General features: G+C 69.6%; 19 protein-coding genes. 10 read left to right on the top strand and 9 right to left on the bottom strand.

The annotated features are described in order from the left end of the window. The first annotated feature begins 743 nt into the window (after window positions 1-743). Window positions 744-1,694: a GGDEF domain-containing protein gene (locus tag ON27_RS07360; RefSeq protein ID WP_043721385.1), complete on the top strand. Its 951-nt coding sequence runs from the start codon at window positions 744-746 to the stop codon at window positions 1,692-1,694. Between the two features lie 29 nt (window positions 1,695-1,723). On the opposite strand, the gene ON27_RS07355 is transcribed toward ON27_RS07360, so the two are convergent. Both ON27_RS07355 and ON27_RS07350 read right to left on the bottom strand, forming a co-directional pair. Beyond that, window positions 1,724-2,536: an Fpg/Nei family DNA glycosylase gene (locus ON27_RS07355; RefSeq protein ID WP_043721381.1), complete on the bottom strand. Its 813-nt coding sequence runs from the start codon at window positions 2,534-2,536 to the stop codon at window positions 1,724-1,726. 24 nt (window positions 2,537-2,560) lie between these two features. After that, entirely contained in the window at window positions 2,561-3,034 is a 474-nt protein-coding gene (locus ON27_RS07350) for a ribose-5-phosphate isomerase (protein ID WP_043721378.1), read from the bottom strand. Window positions 3,035-3,209: 175 nt separating this feature from the next. On the opposite strand from ON27_RS07350, the gene ON27_RS07345 reads away from it, so the two are divergent. Then, window positions 3,210-4,304, top strand: coding sequence for a M48 family metallopeptidase (locus ON27_RS07345; RefSeq protein WP_043721375.1), 1,095 nt, complete (start codon window positions 3,210-3,212; stop codon window positions 4,302-4,304). A 40-nt stretch (window positions 4,305-4,344) separates the two neighbouring features. Here the strand turns inward: ON27_RS07345 and ON27_RS07340 are convergent, their stop codons facing one another. After that, entirely contained in the window at window positions 4,345-4,986 is a 642-nt protein-coding gene (locus ON27_RS07340; protein ID WP_086007440.1) for a DsbA family protein, read from the bottom strand. 177 nt (window positions 4,987-5,163) lie between these two features. Here ON27_RS07340 and ON27_RS07335 point away from each other — a divergent pair, with 177 nt between their 5' ends. From ON27_RS07335 to ON27_RS07320, 4 genes are all read left to right on the top strand, one after another. Further along, window positions 5,164-6,396, top strand: a complete 1,233-nt coding sequence (locus ON27_RS07335; protein WP_043721369.1) for an NAD(P)/FAD-dependent oxidoreductase — start codon at window positions 5,164-5,166, stop codon at window positions 6,394-6,396. Between the two features lie 109 nt (window positions 6,397-6,505). Next, the gene (locus ON27_RS07330; RefSeq protein WP_043721365.1) at window positions 6,506-6,907 is read left to right on the top strand and encodes a YciI family protein; all 402 of its coding nucleotides are present in this window, start codon (window positions 6,506-6,508) and stop codon (window positions 6,905-6,907) included. Next, window positions 6,904-8,169 carry an RNA polymerase sigma factor gene (locus ON27_RS07325; RefSeq protein ID WP_051046305.1) on the top strand — a complete coding sequence of 422 codons (1,266 nt, stop codon included), beginning with the start codon at window positions 6,904-6,906 and terminating at the stop codon, window positions 8,167-8,169. Before ON27_RS07330 ends, ON27_RS07325 begins: the two co-directional genes overlap by 4 nt. 239 nt (window positions 8,170-8,408) lie before the next feature. Next, window positions 8,409-8,891, top strand: coding sequence for an NUDIX hydrolase (locus tag ON27_RS07320; protein WP_043721362.1), 483 nt, complete (start codon window positions 8,409-8,411; stop codon window positions 8,889-8,891). 3 nt (window positions 8,892-8,894) lie between these two features. On the opposite strand, the gene ON27_RS07315 is transcribed toward ON27_RS07320, so the two are convergent. Next, the gene (locus tag ON27_RS07315; protein ID WP_043721358.1) at window positions 8,895-9,731 is read right to left on the bottom strand and encodes a phosphoribosylaminoimidazolesuccinocarboxamide synthase; all 837 of its coding nucleotides are present in this window, start codon (window positions 9,729-9,731) and stop codon (window positions 8,895-8,897) included. 208 nt (window positions 9,732-9,939) lie between these two features. Here ON27_RS07315 and pepN point away from each other — a divergent pair, with 208 nt between their 5' ends. Then, entirely contained in the window at window positions 9,940-12,522 is a 2,583-nt protein-coding gene (gene pepN, locus ON27_RS07310) for an aminopeptidase N (RefSeq protein WP_043721354.1), read from the top strand. Between the two features lie 59 nt (window positions 12,523-12,581). Here the strand turns inward: pepN and ON27_RS07305 are convergent, their stop codons facing one another. From ON27_RS07305 to ON27_RS07290, 4 genes are all read right to left on the bottom strand, one after another. Beyond that, on the bottom strand, window positions 12,582-13,046 hold the full coding sequence (locus tag ON27_RS07305) for a DUF5130 domain-containing protein (RefSeq protein WP_043721349.1): 465 nt from the start codon (window positions 13,044-13,046) through the stop codon (window positions 12,582-12,584). Continuing rightward, window positions 13,033-13,311: an aa3-type cytochrome oxidase subunit CtaJ gene (ctaJ, locus tag ON27_RS07300; RefSeq protein WP_043721346.1), complete on the bottom strand. Its 279-nt coding sequence runs from the start codon at window positions 13,309-13,311 to the stop codon at window positions 13,033-13,035. Before ctaJ ends, ON27_RS07305 begins: the two co-directional genes overlap by 14 nt. Before the next feature lie 103 nt (window positions 13,312-13,414). Beyond that, complete coding sequence (locus ON27_RS07295; protein WP_051046304.1) at window positions 13,415-14,977, bottom strand: glycoside hydrolase family 13 protein; 1,563 nt, start codon at window positions 14,975-14,977, stop codon at window positions 13,415-13,417. 271 nt (window positions 14,978-15,248) lie between these two features. After that, a complete protein-coding gene (locus ON27_RS07290) occupies window positions 15,249-15,653 on the bottom strand; it encodes a globin (protein ID WP_043721339.1) in 405 nt (134 codons plus the stop codon). Between the two features lie 243 nt (window positions 15,654-15,896). On the opposite strand from ON27_RS07290, the gene ON27_RS07285 reads away from it, so the two are divergent. Next, a complete protein-coding gene (locus tag ON27_RS07285; RefSeq protein WP_174377819.1) occupies window positions 15,897-16,601 on the top strand; it encodes an HNH endonuclease in 705 nt (234 codons plus the stop codon). A gap of 5 nt (window positions 16,602-16,606) precedes the next feature. Here ON27_RS07285 and ON27_RS07280 read toward each other — a convergent pair whose 3' ends face one another. Then, window positions 16,607-17,173: a helix-turn-helix domain-containing protein gene (locus tag ON27_RS07280; protein ID WP_051046303.1), complete on the bottom strand. Its 567-nt coding sequence runs from the start codon at window positions 17,171-17,173 to the stop codon at window positions 16,607-16,609. 281 nt (window positions 17,174-17,454) lie between these two features. On the opposite strand from ON27_RS07280, the gene ON27_RS07270 reads away from it, so the two are divergent. Together ON27_RS07270 and ON27_RS07265 are read left to right on the top strand one after the other, a co-directional pair. After that, a complete protein-coding gene (locus ON27_RS07270; protein ID WP_043721431.1) occupies window positions 17,455-18,150 on the top strand; it encodes an AzlC family ABC transporter permease in 696 nt (231 codons plus the stop codon). Beyond that, entirely contained in the window at window positions 18,150-18,458 is a 309-nt protein-coding gene (locus tag ON27_RS07265; RefSeq protein WP_043721332.1) for an AzlD domain-containing protein, read from the top strand. The genes ON27_RS07270 and ON27_RS07265 overlap by 1 nt, the downstream gene beginning before the upstream one ends. The last annotated feature ends 259 nt before the right edge of the window (window positions 18,459-18,717 follow it).

Raw genomic sequence — 18,717 nt, 5'->3', positions numbered from 1 at the left:
GAGGACCGCACGACTCGCCGTCACGGCCGACGCGCTCGGCGTGTCGCGAAGCTGCGCCCGCGACGCCGCGGAGGAACGGCCGCGGTCCGCGCCGAGCACGAGCCCGTCCCGCGAACTGCCGGCTGATCGCACGGCAACCTCCGCTCCGGACGCGCCGCCGCGGTGGTCGGCGGCCCGGCGCACCGCCCTGGCGCGCACCGCGCAGCCGTCGCCTGTGCGGTCCGCGCACGAGGCAGCCCGCGCGGCGCCGGTGCGAAGAACGAGGAGCAAGCCCCCACCACCGCGCGAACGCCTGGAACAACAATCGCCGAACACGACAGGAAGACGAGGACCTCGCGTGCGAGAACAGATTCTCGTGAGACCGGCGGCGCGGGGCCGGACCGGACCACTGCCCTGGCACGCGCGCGGCTGTCCGTATACCTTGTACAGCGTGTCGCCAGCGCGTCGCGGCGCGATTTTGCAGCGAACCGAAAACAGGTGTAACACCAACGCGACGGGAACGATCACGTACCCGATCGCTATACGCGAGGCATCGAGAACACGTTGCAAATCGCCGCTTTTCGATGCCGAGTGGCTTGCTAGGATCCTTTTTGCCGGACGGGGGTATCTGGAAAGGGGGCGGTGAGCGTGCGCCGAACCAGGTGGACACAACCGCGTAGCAGTGGGAACGATCAAGGTGACGCCGGCGCCTGTGTCAGTACAGGGCACCTGGGTACCGACGTCGTCCACACCGGGTGAGTCCGATGTCGACCGACATCGAGCCTCCGGTAGCCGCCATGGCCCGAGCATGGGCCCGGGCGGTCTGCGCCGAGCCCGGTTCCGGCGCGGCGCCCCAGCAGTTGGAGCCGGTACTGATCGAGATCGTCGAGCGCCTGCTCACGCTGGCCAGGTCCGAGCCCTTCCCGGTCCCCGAGGCACGGATGCTCGGAGCCAGGCTCGCCGAAGCGCCGTTCGACCGGATCCGGATGCTGGCGCAGGCCACGCGCTGGCTGCTCGGATTCCCCTCCGGTACGCCCGGTTCGCTGGTGGCCACCCGGTGGCCGTTCATCGCCAGCCAGGCCATCGACAGTTACGCCCAGGCGCTGCAGGAGCGCGCGCTGGCGCAGCAGGAGCAGAACCTGTCGGCCAAGGTGTCACTGCGGGTGCAGGAGATCGCGGCGCTGCAGCACCGGCTGCGCCACGAAGCCACCCACGACGCGCTCACCGACCTGGCCAACCGGACGCTGCTGCAGGACAAGGTGCGCATGATGGCCACCGACCCGACCCGCGGCGTCGGCCTGCTGCTGATCGACCTGGACCGGTTCAAGCAGATCAACGACGGATACGGCCACGCGATCGGTGACGAGGTGCTGGTGGAATTGGCGGGCAGGCTGCGCGACGCCTGTCCCCCCGACACGGTGATCTGCCGGTACGGCGGCGACGAGTTCGTGCTCGCGACCAACCCGCACCGCAACACCCTCGGCGACCTCGCACATCGGATCGTGGCCGCACTGCGGGACCCGGTCTGGTCGTCGGCGGGCCCGGTTCCGGTGTCGGCCAGCGTCGGTACCGCCTACAACCCCCCAGGTGCCCCGTTCGACTTCACCGATCTGCTCCGCCGCGCCGACCGCGCGATGTACTCGGCGAAGACGGCGGGCGGACGCCGCTTCGCCATCGCGGACGAGCCGGATATCGACACCGCGGTCGCGGGCTGACCGGCCCGGCCCGCACGGCGCCGATCCGCTCAGCCGGGCTGGCAGGTCGGGCACCAGAAGAGATTCCGCGCCTGCATCACCTGGTGGGCGATCGGCGTGCCGCACAGCCGGCACGCCGCGCCCGCGCGGCGATAGACGTAGGTGCGCGGACGATCGGGCGCGTACGAGGGCGCACCGTGATCGTGCTCGGGTCGCACCACGACCATCTTGCCGACGCGCACCCCCACCCGCATCAGCGCGACGAGATCGGCCCACATCAGGGACCATTCGCCGACCGACAGATCCGTCCCCGGGCGATGCGGCGAAATCCGATGCCGGAACAGCAGTTCCGCGCGGTAGACGTTGCCGACCCCGGCGACCACCTGCTGGTCCATCAGCAGAGCGCCGATCGGCCTGCGCGAACGGTGGATGCGCCGCCATGCCCGGTCCGGGTCGGCCCCGCGCCGCAGCGGGTCGGGGCCGAGCCGGTCGGTGAGCGCGGCGACCTCGGGCGGCAGCAGGATCTCGCACGCGGTCGGCCCGCGCAGGTCGGTGCCGAATCCCGGCTGCCCGTCCGGCCCGCCGAACAGGCGCATCCGGACCTGCCCCACCGGCTCCCCCATCGGCAGCTCGGATTCGGTGAACGCCCCGTAGAGACCGAGGTGCACGTGCACGACCAGCCCGGAGTCGTAGTGGTGCAGTAGGTGTTTTCCCCACGCCTCGGAGCCGATCAGCACCCGGCCGTCCACCCTGGCCGCGCCCTCGGCGAACTTGCCCTGCGGGCTGGATACGCGCACCACACCGCCCGCGAGGCGCCGCTGGTGCAGCCGCGCGAGGCGGTGCAGCGTATGTCCCTCCGGCACAGCCGGTCTACCGCCGCGGTGCGGTCAGTACGCGGGAACCGCCGGGGCGTCTCCGGTCTTCTCGTACTCGGCCAGGATGTCGATGCGCCGCTGGTGGCGCTGCTCGCCCGACCACGGGGTGGACACGAACGCGTCCACGATGGCCAGCGCCTCCTCGGTCGAGTGCATCCGGCCGCCGATGCCGATCAGCTGCGCGTTGTTGTGCTCGCGGGCCAGCTTGGCGGTCTCCACGCTCCACGCCAGCGCGCAGCGGGCGCCCGGCACCTTGTTCGCGGCGATCTGCTCGCCGTTGCCGCTGCCGCCGAACACCAGGCCGAGGCTGCCCGGGTCGGCGACGGTGCGGCGGGCCGCCTCGATGCAGAAGGCGGGGTAGTCGTCGAGTGCGTCGTACTCGAGCGCGCCGCAGTCGACGACCTCGTGGCCCGCCTGCTCCAGATGGGCCTTGACGTGATTCTTCAGTTCGAAACCGGCATGGTCGGCACCCAGGTAAACGCGCATGGCAGGCATTGTGTCAGGCGGCTCCGGCGCGGATGACAAGAGGGCGGGCCCGGCGATTGACACCGCGACGGGCCTGCGCGAATCGACTGATACGCCAGCTGTGTTCGCGGCCGCCCGGCCCGGTGGCACAGCTGGCGCGCCACCCTCTTCCCGGCAAATGAATAGAGTTCATTCCATGCAGCCGTTCGAACCCCAGCCGCCCGATCAGGCGGGCCGAAGGGCCGACCCGTACGCCCGGCAGGGCTGGGGACCGGCTCCGGAATCGCCTGCCGCGTCCCCTGCTGGGTCCTCCACCTCGGGCACGATTCCGGCCGCACCTCCGGTCGCCTACCCGGCGCCGTACGGCGCTCCGGTCCCTCCCCCGGCGCCGCCGATGCGGCAGCCTCGCGGGCTCTCGCCGTTCGGCATGCCCGCCCGGCACAGCTGGGAGATCCCCATGCTCGTCGTCGTGGTGGTGCTGACGGTGTTCGCGTACGTGATCGCGCTGCTGCTGCTGGCGACCGGCAACTTCGACCAGTACGTGCTGGCGTTGGCGGCCGCCCCGCTGCTGCTGTGGTTCGGTCGCGGCATCAATTACGCGAGCCAGCGGGTGAACGGCGTGAAGATGTCGCCCACCCAGTTCCCCGAGGGCCACCAACTGGTGGCCGAGGCCGCCGCCCGCTTCGGCATGGCGAAGGCGCCGGACGCGTACGTCGTGCTCGGCAACGGCCAGATCAACGCCTTCGCCAGCGGCCACGGCTTCCGGCGCTTCGTGGTGGTCTACAGCGACCTGTTCGAGATCGGCGGCGCGGCACGCGAACCCGACGCGCTGGCGTTCATCATCGGTCACGAGGTCGGGCACATCGCGGCCGGGCACACCTCGTACTGGCGGCAGCTGGGCATGTTCCTCGCGCCGTTCCTGCCGATCATCGGCAGCAGCCTGATCCGCGCGCAGGAGTACACCGCCGACAACCACGGTTACTGCCACCGGCATACCGGGGCGCCCGCCGCCATGGGCACCCTGGCCGCGGGCAAGTACATGAACAGGCTGGTCGGCTTCGACGAGATGGCCGATCGGGCGCCGTCGGAGAAGGGCTTCTTCGTCTGGATGGTGAACGCCTTGTCCAGCCATCCGGTGCTCACCTGGCGGATGTGGGCGCTGCGCGACCGCAGCAGGCACGGAAAGCTGTTCCTGCGCCCCGAGCGGCCCAGGGGCGCCGGTGTGCCCATGGGCGGCTATCCGAGTTCTTACGCCGAGGTACCGGCGAGCCCGCCGAAATCCGTGCTGTGACCGGGGCGGGTGCCGCGCGACGGCACCCGCCGCACGGCGCTCAGTCGAACGACGGGTCTTCGGTCCGCGTGCGCTTCAGCTCGAAGAAGTGCGGGTAGGAGGCCAGCGCCACGGCGCCGTCCCACACTGTGCCCGCCTCCTCGCCGCGCGGAATCCGGGACAGCACCGGGCCGAAGAACGCGGTGCCGTTGATGTGGATGGTCGGCGTGCCGACATCCGGCCCCACCTTGTCCATGCCCGCGTGGTGGCTCTTGCGCAGCGCCTCGTCGTAGTCGGTGCTCTCGGCGGCCGCGGCCAGCTCGGCGGGCAGACCGGCCTCCGCCAGCGAGTCGGCGATCACCGCGGCGAGGGACTCCTTGCGGTTCTCGCGTTCGTACTCTTCGCGCCGATTGTGGATACGCGTGCCCATCGCGGTGTACAGCGGCAAGAGCACCTTGTCGCCGTGCTCCTGCGCCGCGGCGATCGCGACGCGGACCGGGCCCCAGCCCGTGTCGAGCAGTTCCTGGTACTGCGGGGGCACGTCCTTGCCCTCGTTCAGCACCGACAGGCTCATCACGTGGAACCTGGCTTCGATGTCGCGCACCTGTTCGACCTCGAGGATCCAGCGGGACGTGATCCAGCACCAGGGGCACAACGGGTCGAACCAGAAATCGACGACGTCCTTGGCGGCTTTGTCGGTCACGGGCGGCTTCCTCTCGATCGCATGCGGACGGACGGCGCACACCTCGCCGCCCTACCGAGCAACCACCTCCGCACCCGATTCGTTCCCATTCGGCGCGCCGTTTTCCCGAGCCGCCCGTACGGCTCCCAGTAGGGTTGGTCGGCAGGAGCCCGGTTCCCTTCTGAGAAGGAGTCCGCAATGAGTTCTGATCGGCATTTCGTCATCGTCGGCGGCGGACTGGGCGCGGCCAAGCTCGCGGAAGCGTTGCGGGCCAACGATTTCGAGGGACTCGTCACATTGATCGGCGCCGAGGAGCACCTGCCCTACGAGCGACCGCCGCTGTCGAAGGAGCATCTGGCCGGGAAGAAGTCGCTGCCCGAGTTCACCGTCGACCCGGCGCAGTGGTACCGCGACCACCACATCGAGGTCCGGCTCGGCACCACCGTCACCGGTCTCGACCCCGCGGCGAAGACGGTCACCCTGCCCGACGGTTCCACGCTGCCCTACGACAAGCTCGCGCTCGCCACCGGTTCCACGCCGCGAACGCTGCCCGTTCCCGGCGCCGACGCGCCCAACGTGTACACGCTGCGCACCATCGAGGACTCCGACACCCTGATCGAGCTGTTCGGCAGCGCGCGGCGGATCGTCGTCATCGGAGCGGGCTGGATCGGCCTGGAGGTCGCGGCGGCGGCCCGCGCGGCCGGCGTCGAGGTGACCATTGTCGAACGCGCCGACCTGCCGCTGCGTGCGGTGCTCGGCCCGGAAATGGCTCAGGTGTTCGCCGACCTCCACCGGGCCAACGGTGTGGACTTCCGGTTCGAGGCCCAGGTGGAGGCGATCACCACCGAGGAGGCCGTCGCGACCGATGTCGCGAACGGCGTCCGGCTCGCCGACGGCAGCACGATCGAAGCCGACGCGGTGCTGGTCGCCGTCGGCGCGCGCCCGAACGTGGAGCTGGCCGCCGACGCCGGGCTCGCGGTGGACGACGGCGTGCTCGTCGACGAACGCCTGGCCACCAGTGATCCGGACATCGTCGCGGTCGGCGACATCGCCGCGCAGCAACACCCGGTGCTCGGCAGGCGGGTCCGTGTGGAGCATTGGGCGAACGCGCTCAACCAACCCGCCGTCGCCGCCGCGACCATGCTCGGAAAAAAGGCCACCTACGACCGGCTGCCCTACTTCTTCACCGACCAGTACGACCTGGGTATGGAGTACACCGGGTTCGCCGCGGCGGACGAGTACGCCAGGGTCGTGGTGCGCGGCGACACGGCGACGCGCGAGTTCGTGGCGTTCTGGCTGGACGCCGACGATCGCGTGCTCGCCGGGATGAACGTGAACGTCTGGGACGTGACCGACCGGATCAAGGAATTGATCCTGGCGGGCGAACCGGTCGATCCGGACCGATTGGCCGACACGACGACGAAGCTGTGACGCAGATCACTCAGAAGATATGTCGACTCCGCGCGCTGGGCTCCGACCTCTTCGCGAGCGCCACCGAGGCGCTCGACGCGGCCGAACGCCGGAGGAGAGGAAACGAATCATGAAGTTCATGCTGCTGAAGACCCACGGTCCCACCGCGTACTGCGACACACCGATCGACCAATGGTCCCCGGAAGAGATCCAGGCCCACATAGACTTCCAGCGCGCACTGGGTGAGCAGCTTGCCGAGGCGGGCGAGTTGGTGGATGCGCAAGGGTTGGCCGGGCCGGACGAGGCGCGGATCGTCAGTTCGGACGGCCGGTCGGCGCCGGTGGTCACCGACGGGCCCTTCCCGGAGACCAAGGAGTTCCTGGCGGGCTACTGGATCGTCGACGTGGACGGCCCCGAACGGGCCTACGAGATCGCCGCGCAGGCCTCCGCCGCACCCGGACCGGGCGGCAAACCGATCGGCGAGTACATCGAAGTTCGCGCGGTGATGGGCGCCCCCGCCACCGAGCAATGAGCGACCGGCGTGCGGTGCCCGACGACACACCGCTCCCGGCGAGCACCGAGGACCTGCTGCGCACACTGGCGCCGCAGGTCCTCGGAACGCTCGTCCGCCGGTTCGGCGACTTCGACACCGCCGAGGACGCACTGCAGGAAGCGCTGCTGGCGGCCGCGACCCAGTGGCCGCGCGGCGGGCTGCCGGACAACCCACGCGCCTGGCTGATCCAGGTCGCACAGCGCCGCATGGCCGACGCCGTGCGCGCGGAGGTGGCCAGGCGCCGCAGGGAGACCACCGCCTTCGACCGCGAGGTGAACGACGCCGTCCCCGTGGACCACGACGACACGCTCACCATGCTGTTCCTGTGCTGCCACCCGGCGCTGTCGCCGGCCGCCGCCATCGCCCTGACATTGCGTGCGGTGGGCGGGCTCGGCACCGACCAGATCGCCCGTGCCTTCCTCCTGCCGGAAGCCACCATGGCGCAACGGATCACCCGGGCGAAGAAGAAGCTGGCCACCGTCGAGCGCCCGTTCGCGCGGCAGGACGACGAGCAGTGGCGTGAGCGGCTCGGCGCGGTCCTGCACGTGCTGTACCTGATCTTCAGCGAAGGCCACACCAGCAGCTCGGGGCAGACGTTGCAGCGGACGGATCTGTCCGACGAGGCGATCCGGCTCGCCAGGGCGGTGCATCGGTTGCTGCCGGGGGACACCGAGGTCACCGGGTTGTTCGCGCTGATGCTGCTCACCGACGCCCGTCGCGCGGCGCGCACCGGCGCGCACGGCGAACTCGTCCCGTTGGCCGAACAGAACCGCGCGCTGTGGGATCGGGCGCTGATCACCGAAGGGACCACCCTGGTCACCGGCACGCTGGCACACGGTTTGCGCGGGCCCTATCAGATCCAGGCAGCCATAGCGGTTCTGCACGCGCAGGCGGCGCGCTCGGAGGACACCGAGTGGCCCAAGATCCTGGCGCTGTACGACCGGCTCGAACGGCTCTCGGACAATCCGATGGTTCGGCTCAACCGTGCGGTGGCGACCGCGATGGTGGCGGGGCCGCGAGCCGGGCTCGCGCTGGCCGAGGCTCTCGACGACCGGCTGGCGGGCAGCCACCGGCTCGACGCCGTCCGCGGCCACCTGCACGAAATGGGCGGCGACCTCGACGCGGCCGTCCTTTGCTACACCAAGGCCGCCGCCCGGACGACGAGCGTCCCCGAGCGCGACTACCTCACGATTCGCGCGGCACGGCTACGCCACGATGCTCGCGCGAATCTCGCCGGGTAGGCGGGCTCCGAAAGCCCGCACGCGCCTATGGTCCGTGGCGTGCGAGCCGGACCGCTCGGCACGGCTGCCCGCGCTCGCGCGCGACGACCGGCAGTGTCGCCTCGACCCGGGCGTCGCCGCGGTACGGGCCCAGTAGATCAGCGGCGGTGGGATTCATGCCGGGTGGCCCGCTCGGGCGACGCGCCGGTCACGAGCGGGCGAGAACATCCGGCCGATCGCGAGCGGGCAGACTACGCGGTGTGGCAGGCAAACACAGTGCGGGAGTGCTCCTCTTCCGCCGGAACCCGAACGGCGCCGTCGAGGTATTGCTCGGGCACATGGGCGGGCCGTTCTGGGCCCGAAAAGATCTGGGAGCCTGGTCGATTCCGAAGGGCGAGTACGAGCCGGAGACCGAGGACGCCCGTCTGGCGGCGAGCCGGGAGTTCACCGAGGAACTGGGACTGCCGGTTCCGGACGGCGCATGGCTGCCGCTGGGCGAAGTGCGTTACGGCAGCGGCGCGGGCAAGAAGACCCTCACGGTATGGGCCGTGGAGGGCGATCTCGACCCGGCCGCGATCGTGCCGGGAACGTTCCAGCTGGAGTGGCCGCCGCGCTCCGGGCGGTTGGCGGAGTTCCCGGAGATCGATCGCGCCGAATGGTTCGACGCGGCCGCCGCACGCGACAAGCTGGTCGCGGGCCAGCGGCCCTGCCTGGACCGCCTGGCCGAGCGTCTGCCGGGCTGACCGCTAGCTCGACCCGCCCGTCCAGGTCCGGCCGGTGATGAGCTCGTAGGCTTCCACGTACTTCTGGCGGGTCGCCGCTACCACGTCCGCCGGGATCTCCGGGCCGGGCGGCTCCTTGTCCCAGCCGGTCGAGGTGGCCCAGTCGCGGACGAACTGCTTGTCGAACGAGCGCTGCGCACGGCCCGGCTCCCACTCGTCGGCGGGCCAGAACCGCGAGGAATCCGAGGTGAGCACTTCGTCACCGAGCGTGAGAACGTCGCCGTCCCAGCCGAATTCCACCTTGGTGTCGGCGACGATGACGCCGCGTTCGGCGGCGTGCGCCGCGCCGCGGGTGTAGAGGTGCAGGGTCAGCTCGCGCAGCCGCTCGGCGACCTCGCGCCCCTCCTGGTTCACCACGTCCGCGAAGGTGATCGACTCGTCGTGCCCGGCGGAGGCTTTGGTGGTCGGGGTGAAGATCGGCTCCGGCAGCTTGTCGCCCTCGCGCAGCCCCGGCGGCAACGCGACCCCGGAGACCGAGCCGGTGCGCCGGTACTCCACCAGCCCGGACCCGGTCAGGTACCCGCGCGCGATGCATTCCACCTGCACCATCTTCAGCGGCTTGACCCGGATGCCGCTGCCGGCGAACTCGGCGGGCACGTCGGTGGCGGAGACCACGTGGTTCGGCACGTCGGTGAAGTACTCGAACCACCAGTTCGACAACTGCGTCAGCAGCGCGCCCTTGTCCGGGATCGGCGTCGGCAGCACCACGTCGTACACCGACACCCGGTCGGACGCGACCAACAGCAGCGTGTCGCCGTCCTCGTACAGGTCACGCACCTTCCCGGCGTGCACATGCTTCAACGTCGAGCCTCCGAATCCGTGGTGGTGAACCTGCGCTGCACAGGCACAATACCGCCGCCCCTGGAGCGCGGCCGTCGCGCCGCCGATGTCCCGCCGCACAAGGGGCCGGTGTCACTAGGGTTGGTCGGGAAAGTCCCGCGCGGCCTGGGCCACCGAGGTGGCATTGTGGATTGCGCCCGTGCCAGTTCTTCGACCACGAAGGAGCCAAATGTCCGCACCCAATCTCACTCGCGACCAGGCGATCGAACGCGCCGCGACGGTGGCGGTCGAGAACTACCGCGTCGAGCTGGATCTGACCGACGGTGCGGGCAAACCGGGCGAGCAGACCTTCTTCTCCCGCAGCACGGTGACCTTCACCGCGACGCCCGGCGCGAGCACGTTCATCGACATCGTCGCGCGCGGCGTGCGCTCGGCGGTACTCAACGGCGCCGCCGTGGACGTGTCCGGCTACGACGAGTCGACCGGTATCGCCCTGACCGACCTGGCCGAGCGCAACGAACTGGTGGTGGAGGCCGACTGCGAGTACTCGCACACCGGTGAGGGCCTGCACCGGTTCGTCGACCCCGCCGACGACGCGGTATACCTGTACTCCCAGTTCGAGACCGCCGACGCCAAGCGGATGTTCGCCTGCTTCGACCAGCCGGACCTCAAAGCCACCTTCGACATCGCCGTCACCGCGCCCGAAGACTGGGTGGTCGTCTCCAACGGCGCCGTCGTGCAGACGCTCGCCGCGGAGCCCGGAAAGCACGTCTTCCGTACCACCGCGCGAATGAGCACCTACCTGGTCGCGCTCGTCGCCGGTCCGTACGCCCAGTGGACCGATGTGTACACCGACGAGCACGGCAGCATCCCGCTGGGCATCTACTGCCGCGCCTCGCTGGCCGAGCACATGGACGCCGAGCGGCTGTTCACCGAGACCAAGCAGGGTTTCGGCTTCTACCACCGCAACTTCGGCGTCCCGTACGCGTTCGGCAAGTACGACCAGCTGTTCGTCCCCGAGTTCAACGCGGGCGCGATGGAGAACGCGGGCGCGGTGACCTTCCTCGAGGACTACGTCTTCCGCTCCAAGGTCACCCGGGCGTCCTACGAGCGCCGCGCCGAGACCGTGCTGCACGAGATGGCGCACATGTGGTTCGGCGACCTGGTCACCATGAAATGGTGGGACGACCTGTGGCTGAACGAGTCGTTCGCCACCTTCGCCTCGGTGCTGTGCCAGTCCGAGGCCACCGAGTACACCAACGCGTGGACCACGTTCGCGAACGTCGAGAAATCCTGGGCCTACCGGCAGGACCAGCTGCCCTCCACCCACCCGATCGCCGCCGACATCCCCGACCTCGCCGCCGTCGAGGTGAACTTCGACGGCATCACCTACGCCAAGGGCGCCAGCGTGCTGAAACAGCTCGTGGCCTACGTCGGTCTGGAGCCGTTCCTGGCCGGTCTGCGCGCCTACTTCGCCGAGCACGCCTACGGCAACGCCACCTTCGACGACCTGTTGTCGGCGCTGGAGAAGTCGTCCGGGCGCGACCTGTCCACCTGGGGCGCGCAGTGGCTCAAGACCACCGGACTGAACATCCTGCGCCCGGACTTCGAGGTGGACGCCGACGGGCGGTTCAGCTCGTTCGCGGTGGTGCAGGAGGGCGCGCAACCGGGCGCGGGTGAGCGGCGCGTGCACCGGCTGGCCATCGGCGTGTACGACGACCAGGACGGAAAGCTGGTGCGCACCGAGCGCGTGGAGCTCGACCTCGACGCCGCCGAACGTACCGAGGTGCCCGCGCTGGTCGGCGTGCCGCGCGGCAAGTTCGTGCTGGTCAACGACGACGACCTCACCTACTGCTCGATCCGGCTGGACGCCGATTCGCTGGACGTGCTGGTCAACCGCATCGCCGACATCGCGGAGCCGCTGCCGCGCACGCTGGCCTGGTCGGCGGCCTGGGAGATGACCCGCCAGGCCGAGTTCCGCGCGCGCGACTTCGTCGCGCTGGTCGAACGCGGCGTCGGCGCCGAGAGCGAGATCGGCGTGGTGCAGCGGCTGCTGATGCAAGCCAACACCGCGCTGGGCAGCTACGCCGATCCGGAGTGGGCCACCACCACCGGCTGGCCGGAATACGCGAACCGGCTGCTGGAGCTGGCGCGCGAGGCCGAGCCGGGCTCCGACCACCAGCTGGCCTTCGTCAACGCGCTGACCGGCGCGAAGCTGTCGGCCTGGCACACCGAGGTGCTGCGCGAACTGCTCGACGGCGATCCGGCGAAGGTCGGGCTGCCCGGCCTGGCGGTCGACACCGACCTGCGGTGGCGGCTGGTCGCCGCGCTCGCCGCGGCGGGCGAGATCGATGCCGACGGGCTGGACACGCCGGTCATCGATCAAGAGCTGTCCAACGACTCCACCGCCGCGGGCAAGCGGCAAGCGGCCGCCGCCGCGACGGCGCGTCCGATCGCCGAGGTGAAGGAACAGGCGTGGGCGACGGTGATGGGCGACGACTCGGTGCCGAACATCACCGCCCGCTCCCTCGTCGCCGGCTTCGCGCCCGCCGGGCAGGGCGAGCTGCTCACCCCCTACCTGGAACGGTATTTCGCCGAGGTCCCCGGCGTCTGGGAGCGACGCTCCAGCGAGGTGGCCCAGACCGTGGTGGTCGGGCTCTACCCGCACTGGGCGATCAGCGAGGACGCGGTGGCCGTCGCCGACAAGTTCCTCGCCGGCGACCACCCCCCGGCACTGCGCCGCCTGGTCAGTGAAGGCAAGGCGGGCATCGAACGCTCGCTGCGCGCCCGCGCCTTCGACGCCCAGCCGTGAACGAAACCGGCGCGTCCACCCGGTGATCGGGTGGACGCGCCGGACTACGACAGCGAGAACTACCTTCCGATGGCCGCGGCCATCACGCGAACGGCGGAGACCAGACCGTCGATCAGCTGACCCTGCCGGAACGAGCTGAGCGCGGCGGTGACGCCGAGCTGGCAGACGCGATCGTTCGCGCGGTCGGCGACCGCACGGCCCGAGCGCACCTCGATCGCCTTGTCGTCGGGCGAGACGGCGATGAGCACCGAGTGCGCCGCCTCGGGCGTGCCGGGGAAGATCGCGTCCGCGCCCGCGGCCGGGTCCGCGCCCAGATCGCCGATGTAGACGTTGAACCGCACCTTGGTCGCGCGGGTCGCCTCGGTGAGCACGTTGTCCATGATGAGGCGCTCTTCGTCGTCGAACGGCGCTTCCTTGAACACGTCGCCCGCCTCGTGCACGCCGGAGACGCGCCCGCTACTGGTGATCGCGTATCCGTGCGGCAAATCGGCTTCGACCACCGCGGGCCACTTAGAACCTGCCACTTGCCCGTCCTCCGATCAGCTCCACCTCGGTGGACTCGATGGCCGCATGCTGTCCATGCGGCGTTTCCGGAAAGTGGTGACCCGAGCCGATCACCTCTTCAGTGGCACTCCACAGCACCGGCTGCTGGGTCCACTTCTGGCCGAGGGCGAAGTGGACCGGCTTCTCGCCAGGCAGTGGCTTACCGAGGAACGACAATCCGGCGATCACGCCGTAGATCACCAGCGGGATGCCGGCGAAGATCAGCACTGTCTCGAGAATGCTCACGAGTCAAAGGTAGACGATGCTCTGTAGTAGTTCTCCGTCCGGTCGAGCCGGGACGCCGTCCGTGTCGACGCCACCCGGCTCGAGCTGGGACTTCCGGCGTGCCTCAGACCAGCCAGGCGGCCGCGTTCGCCGGCAACTGGCCGCCCTCGGCCGCCGCGCTGGCCAGCAGCACGTCCCCCGGCGGTAGCTGGATCGGGGCGTCCGAAGCGTTGAGCACGCAGACCAGTCCGCCCGGCCTGCGGAACGCGAGACAACCCGGAGGGCTGCCGTACCACTCGATCCGGTCCCCCGCGAACTCCGGCCGCACCGAGCGCAGGTCGATGGCCAGACGATACAGCGACAAAGTCGAGCCCAGCTCCTCCAGTTGCGCTTCGACGGTCAGCGGCGCCCAATCGGGCGGGATCGGCAGCCACGGGGTTGTGGTGGTGAATCCGAACGGCGGCGCGTCGCCTTCCCACGGCAACGGCACCCGGCAGCCGTCGCGGCCACGCTGCGTGTGCCCGGAGCGCTCCCACACCGGGTCCTGCAGCACCTCATCGGGCAGGTCGTCGACGTTGGGCAGCCCCAGCTCGGAGCCGTTGTAGAGGAAGACCGCGCCGGGCAGCGCCAGTTCCAGCAGGAACATCGCCCGCGCCCGCGCGACCCCGAGCGCGCCGCCGCCGTACCTGGTGACCTCGCGCTCGATGTCGTGGTTGGACAACGTCCAGGTGGGCACGGCGAACACCGGTCCGACGGCGGCGAGGGAGTTGTCGATCGCGTCGCGCACCGCTTCGGCGTCGAACGCGGATTCCGCGAGACGGAAGTTGAAGGCCAAGTGCAGTTCGTCGGGCCGCACGTACTCGCCGAAGCGGGTGTTGTCGTTCACCCACACCTCGCCGATGGTCACCGCGTCCGGATACTCGTCGACCACCTTGCGGATCCTGCGGTGGATGTCGTGCACAGCGGGATTGTTGAACCGCGGGTCGCTGTCGTCGTGCGCCAGCAGCGCCGAGACGCTCAGCTCCGGCATGTCGGGCAGGCCGTCGGGCTTGGCCATGCCGTGGGCCACATCGATCCGGAAACCGTCCACGCCCCGGTCGAGCCAGAATCGCAGGGTTTGCTCGAAATCGGCGGCGACCTCGGGGTTGCTCCAGTTCAGGTCGGGTTGCTCGCGGGCGAAGATGTGCAGGTACCACTGGCCGGGAGTGCCGTCGGGTTCGGTGATCCTGGTCCAGGCGGGTCCGCCGAAGATGCTCGGCCAGTTGTTGGGCGGCTCCGCGCCACCCGGCCCGCGGCCGTCGCGGAAGATGTACCGGTCGCGTTCCGGACTGCCGGGCGCCGCCGCCAGCGCCGTCAGGAACCACGGATGCCGGTCGCTGGTGTGGTTGGGCACCAGGTCCATCGTGACCCGGATCCGGCGGGCATGCGCTTCGGCGATCAGCGCGTCCATCGCGGCGAGCCCGCCGAAGAGCTGATCGATGTCGCGCGGATCGGCAACGTCGTAGCCACCGTCGGCCATCGGCGAACGCATCACCGGGCAGATCCACAACGCGTCGACGCCGAGCAGTTCGAGATAGCCGAGTTTGTCCCGGACGCCGCCGAGATCGCCGATCCCGTCTCCGCTCGAATCCGCGAAGGATCTCGGATAAACCTGGTAGAACACGGCCGACCGCCACCACGGTTGCATGGTGCGATCCACCGGCGCCGTTAAGGCTGGTGCATCACTCACATCCGCAATAGTGCCAAAGTTCTGTGGTGAAAGCCTCCAGGCGATGCGCGACTCCGAACAGAGAGCAAACACCCAGCACCGCTGCCTGCCGCAGCGAAAACATCCCCGCTGCCACGTCTCTCAGCGGCAACGCTCAGGTCACCTGTTGTTCATCAGCGAATCCACCGCGACCACAACGCGGTAGAAAACACATTTTCGGCGAACCCATCCGCCGGGTGCGAACCCGTTGTCAGAAGGGCGCGTTCACCAGAGAATTGGCCGCCATCTCCAGGTAGTCCAGCAGCGCCTTGCGGTGCTCGTCGTCCAGCGTCTCCGGCTCGATCTCCGCGACCGCGATCCGCATGCACCGCAACCACGCGTCACGCTCGATCGGCCCGATGGTGAAGGGCATGTGCCGCATGCGCAGGCGCGGGTGGCCGCGCTCGTCGGAGTAGGTGCGCGGACCGCCCCAATACTGCTCCAGGAACATCCGCAATCGACGCTCCGCCGGGCCCAGATCCTCTTCCGGGTACAGCGGGCGCAGCACCTCGTCGGCGGCCACCTCGCGATAGAACGTCGCGACGAGCCGCTGGAACGTCTCCGCCCCACCGACCGCCGCGTAGAACGACGTCGCCGTTTGCTCGCCCGAAGTCATAGACCCTCTCGATTCACCGGATGCGCCGGTGTCCATTGTGCCCGCGCCCGCGCAACGCCGCCGCACTGCCCTCGCGCCGCCGCTCGGCAACCGGAACATCGCGCCGGAATGGCACTTCAGCCACAGTTAACCGGACATTGTTGAAAATCACCGTGCAATGCCCGACATTCCATGGTCAACTGGGGAACAGTCTCTGCTTTGCAGATACCACATGATCCTGCCAATCATGAAATCGAGGTCGAGATGAAGCAGCGGCACAGCGCGCGGTCACACGAGGCGCGAGCACACCGACAACTCCAGCCCGCCGACGTCCACAATCGTGGGTCGGGGGCCACTCCGCTGCACATCGTGTCCGACCATCATCCGGGTGGGCATCGTGGCCAACACGACCACGGACCCCGCCCCACCGCCCCGCCAGCAGAGGGCGCGCACTGGCTCAAGACCAGGGTGCTGCTGCTGAACGCCACCTACGAGCCGCTCACCGCTCTGTCCGCGCGCCGCGCGATCGTTCTCCTCATCTGCGACAAGGCCGACGCCGTTCACCACAACGACGAAGGGCCGGTAGTGCACTCCGCCGAGACGGCGGTGGCCATTCCCTCGGTGATCCGCCTGCGCAGCTACGTCCACGTGCCTTATCGGGCCCGGGTCCCGATGACCCGTGCGGCCCTCATGCACCGGGATCGCTATCGGTGCGGTTACTGCGGCGGCAAGGCCGAGACCATCGACCATGTCATCCCGCGCAGCCGCGGCGGGGAGCATTCCTGGGAGAACTGCGTCGCCAGTTGCGCGCCTTGCAACCACCGCAAAGCCGACAAACTGCTCAGCGAACTCGGCTGGACGCTGCGATCTCCACTGGTCTCACCGAAGGGCCCGCACTGGCGGCTGCTGTCCACCACGACGGAACTCGACCCCGTCTGGTTGCAGTACCTCGGCGAAGGCGCGGCCTGACCCGATCAGGTGTACTCGATCACCAGCGTCGCCCAAGTCGGCGACGCCAGCGCTTCGAAAATGTGCGGCCGATCGCCCGGATACGCGATGTAGTCGCCGGGGTGTAGCTCCACGGGCGCGTCGACCGGGCCGACCAGCGCGCGCCCTTCGGCGAGCAGCACGTGCTCGACCACGCCGGCGATATGCGGATCCGATCGCCGCGCATGCCCAGGTTCCGCCGTGATGCGGAACAGGTCACGGCGGGAATTCGCCGGCCCGGCTGCCAGCAGGGTCGCCCGGTACTCCGACTGCTCGGCCGCCACCACAGGGCCCTCACCGGCACGGATGACGTGCACGTTCGGGCGCGGCGGGTCGAGCAACCGGGAGAACGGCATGTCAAGGGCGACGCACAGCGCCCACAGCGTCTCCAGGCTCGGGTTCCCGGTACCCGATTCCAGTTGCGACAGTGTCGATTTCGCGACGCCCGCCCGGCCGGCGACCTCGCTCAACGACAACCCGGCCCGCGTGCGCTCGCGGCGCAGCGCGGCGGCGATCACCGCCTGGGGTGTTGTCGTCGCTTCCTGCCGCGTCATTTCAGCTCCGTGTTCGATTTGCAGCGCCTTCGGCGCTGCGTGTTCGCGGCCCCTTGGTGGCTCGCGTTCGAGCGACCACCGCTGGCGACTTCGTCGCGGACGCGGTGGTCGCTCGAACGCGAGCCGGGCCGCGAACGGCGGATGCTCGGTCTCGCTTCGCTCGAAACCTGGGGTCGAGGTCAGTGGTTGCGTTGTGTGGATTCGCTCCATCGATCGCTCGACGGGACCATCGACAGAAAACCATATTGACGTACCGCTGTGCCATGTTCACTATAGGAAACGTGCGTTCGATATGGCGAACACTGGATAGAGACACGCTGGCGGGGATCGGGGCGGTGTGCCTGGCCGTCGGCGTGATCGGGATTTCCTATGGTGCGACGGCGGTGAGCGCGGGCTTTCCGGTATGGCTTCCGGTCCTGCTCGGATGCGTGGTGCTCGCCGGGAGTTCGGAGTTCCTCTTCATCGGCATCGTCGCCGCGGGCGGCAGCCCGGTCGCGGCGGTGCTGGCGGGTTTGCTGGTGAACGCCCGGCATGTGCCGTACGGACTGTCGGTGCCCGACGCGGTGGGCACCGGTTGGCGCAGGCAGCTGGGCGTGCATTTGATGAACGACGAGTCCGTCGCCATGACCATCGCGCAGCCCGACGCGCGCCGCAGGCGAGCGGCCTATTGGCTGACGGGCGCGGGGGTGCTGTTCGCCTGGCCCGGTGGCGCGGCTGCCGGAGCGTTGATCGGATCGGTGGTCACCGATACCTCGGCGTTCGGACTCGACGCGGTCTTCCCCGCGGTCCTGCTCGCGCTGGTGGTGCCCGCCCTGCGGGATCGAACCACTCTCGCGGCGGTATGCGTGGGCGCCGCGATCGCGCTGATCAGCGCTCCGTTCCTGCCGACGGGCCTGCCGGTCCTGCTCGCCCTGTCCGGAGTACTGGTCGCGGCACGCGAGAAGCCGGAACCGGCGACCACATCCGGGCCGGCGTGATGCTGGCCGCCGGCATCGTCGCCCTCGCCGCGGGCACCTATGCGTTCCGCTGGGCTGGGCCCGCGCTGCGCGATCGAGTGCGCCCACCGGCACGCGTGGTGCGTCTGCTGGAAATCGGCGCCGTCGTGCTGCTGACCGCGCTGGTCGCCGTGACCACGTTGCCGCTGGGCACCGCGAGCATCGGATTCGCCGTGCCCGCAGGAGTTCTCGTCGGCGGAGTGCTGGCCTGGTTCCGGCGTCCCATCCTGGTGGTGATTCTCGCCTCCGCCGCGACCACGGCACTCCTGCGCCTGATCGGCGTCTCTTGACCGGCCGAAAAGACCTTCGCACCATGCTGCTTCGCGCACGAGGGCGGCGCCGTCCCCTCCTGCCGACGGCGCCGCCCATTTCATCGATCGCATCCCGGCCCGCATGCGCTACTCGAGAAAGGTATGTCCTTCGGCCGCCCGCACGGGCCGTGTCACGCAGCGGAGACGCACGCAGTGCCGAACGGTTGGCAATTGACGTTTCAAATACACTGTCCCGCCGCATATTTCGGTAAACTTTGATCCGGCGGCAACGATACCG

Origin of the sequence: Nocardia asiatica NBRC 100129 (assembly GCF_000308415.1) — a bacterium.
In the GTDB taxonomy this organism is placed as follows: Bacteria; Actinomycetota; Actinomycetes; order Mycobacteriales; family Mycobacteriaceae; genus Nocardia; species Nocardia asiatica.
The sequence above is the reverse complement of the archived record's forward strand: the minus strand, read 5'-3'. Positions and strand labels throughout refer to the sequence as shown.

What these genes read in the sequence shown, in the direction of transcription:
- ON27_RS07360 (WP_043721385.1), top strand. Translation starts at nt 744, where the DNA reads ATGTCGACCGACATCGAGCCTCCGGTAGCCGCCATGGCCCGAGCATGG.
- ON27_RS07350 (WP_043721378.1), bottom strand. Translation starts at nt 3,034, where the DNA reads ATGCGCGTTTACCTGGGTGCCGACCATGCCGGTTTCGAACTGAAGAAT.
- ON27_RS07345 (WP_043721375.1), top strand. Translation starts at nt 3,210, where the DNA reads ATGCAGCCGTTCGAACCCCAGCCGCCCGATCAGGCGGGCCGAAGGGCC.
- ON27_RS07335 (WP_043721369.1), top strand. Translation starts at nt 5,164, where the DNA reads ATGAGTTCTGATCGGCATTTCGTCATCGTCGGCGGCGGACTGGGCGCG.
- ON27_RS07330 (WP_043721365.1), top strand. Translation starts at nt 6,506, where the DNA reads ATGAAGTTCATGCTGCTGAAGACCCACGGTCCCACCGCGTACTGCGAC.
- ON27_RS07325 (WP_051046305.1), top strand. Translation starts at nt 6,904, where the DNA reads ATGAGCGACCGGCGTGCGGTGCCCGACGACACACCGCTCCCGGCGAGC.
- pepN (WP_043721354.1), top strand. Translation starts at nt 9,940, where the DNA reads ATGTCCGCACCCAATCTCACTCGCGACCAGGCGATCGAACGCGCCGCG.
- ON27_RS07295 (WP_051046304.1), bottom strand. Translation starts at nt 14,977, where the DNA reads ATGCAACCGTGGTGGCGGTCGGCCGTGTTCTACCAGGTTTATCCGAGA.
- ON27_RS07290 (WP_043721339.1), bottom strand. Translation starts at nt 15,653, where the DNA reads ATGACTTCGGGCGAGCAAACGGCGACGTCGTTCTACGCGGCGGTCGGT.
- ON27_RS07285 (WP_174377819.1), top strand. Translation starts at nt 15,897, where the DNA reads ATGAAGCAGCGGCACAGCGCGCGGTCACACGAGGCGCGAGCACACCGA.
- ON27_RS07280 (WP_051046303.1), bottom strand. Translation starts at nt 17,173, where the DNA reads ATGACGCGGCAGGAAGCGACGACAACACCCCAGGCGGTGATCGCCGCC.
- ON27_RS07265 (WP_043721332.1), top strand. Translation starts at nt 18,150, where the DNA reads ATGCTGGCCGCCGGCATCGTCGCCCTCGCCGCGGGCACCTATGCGTTC.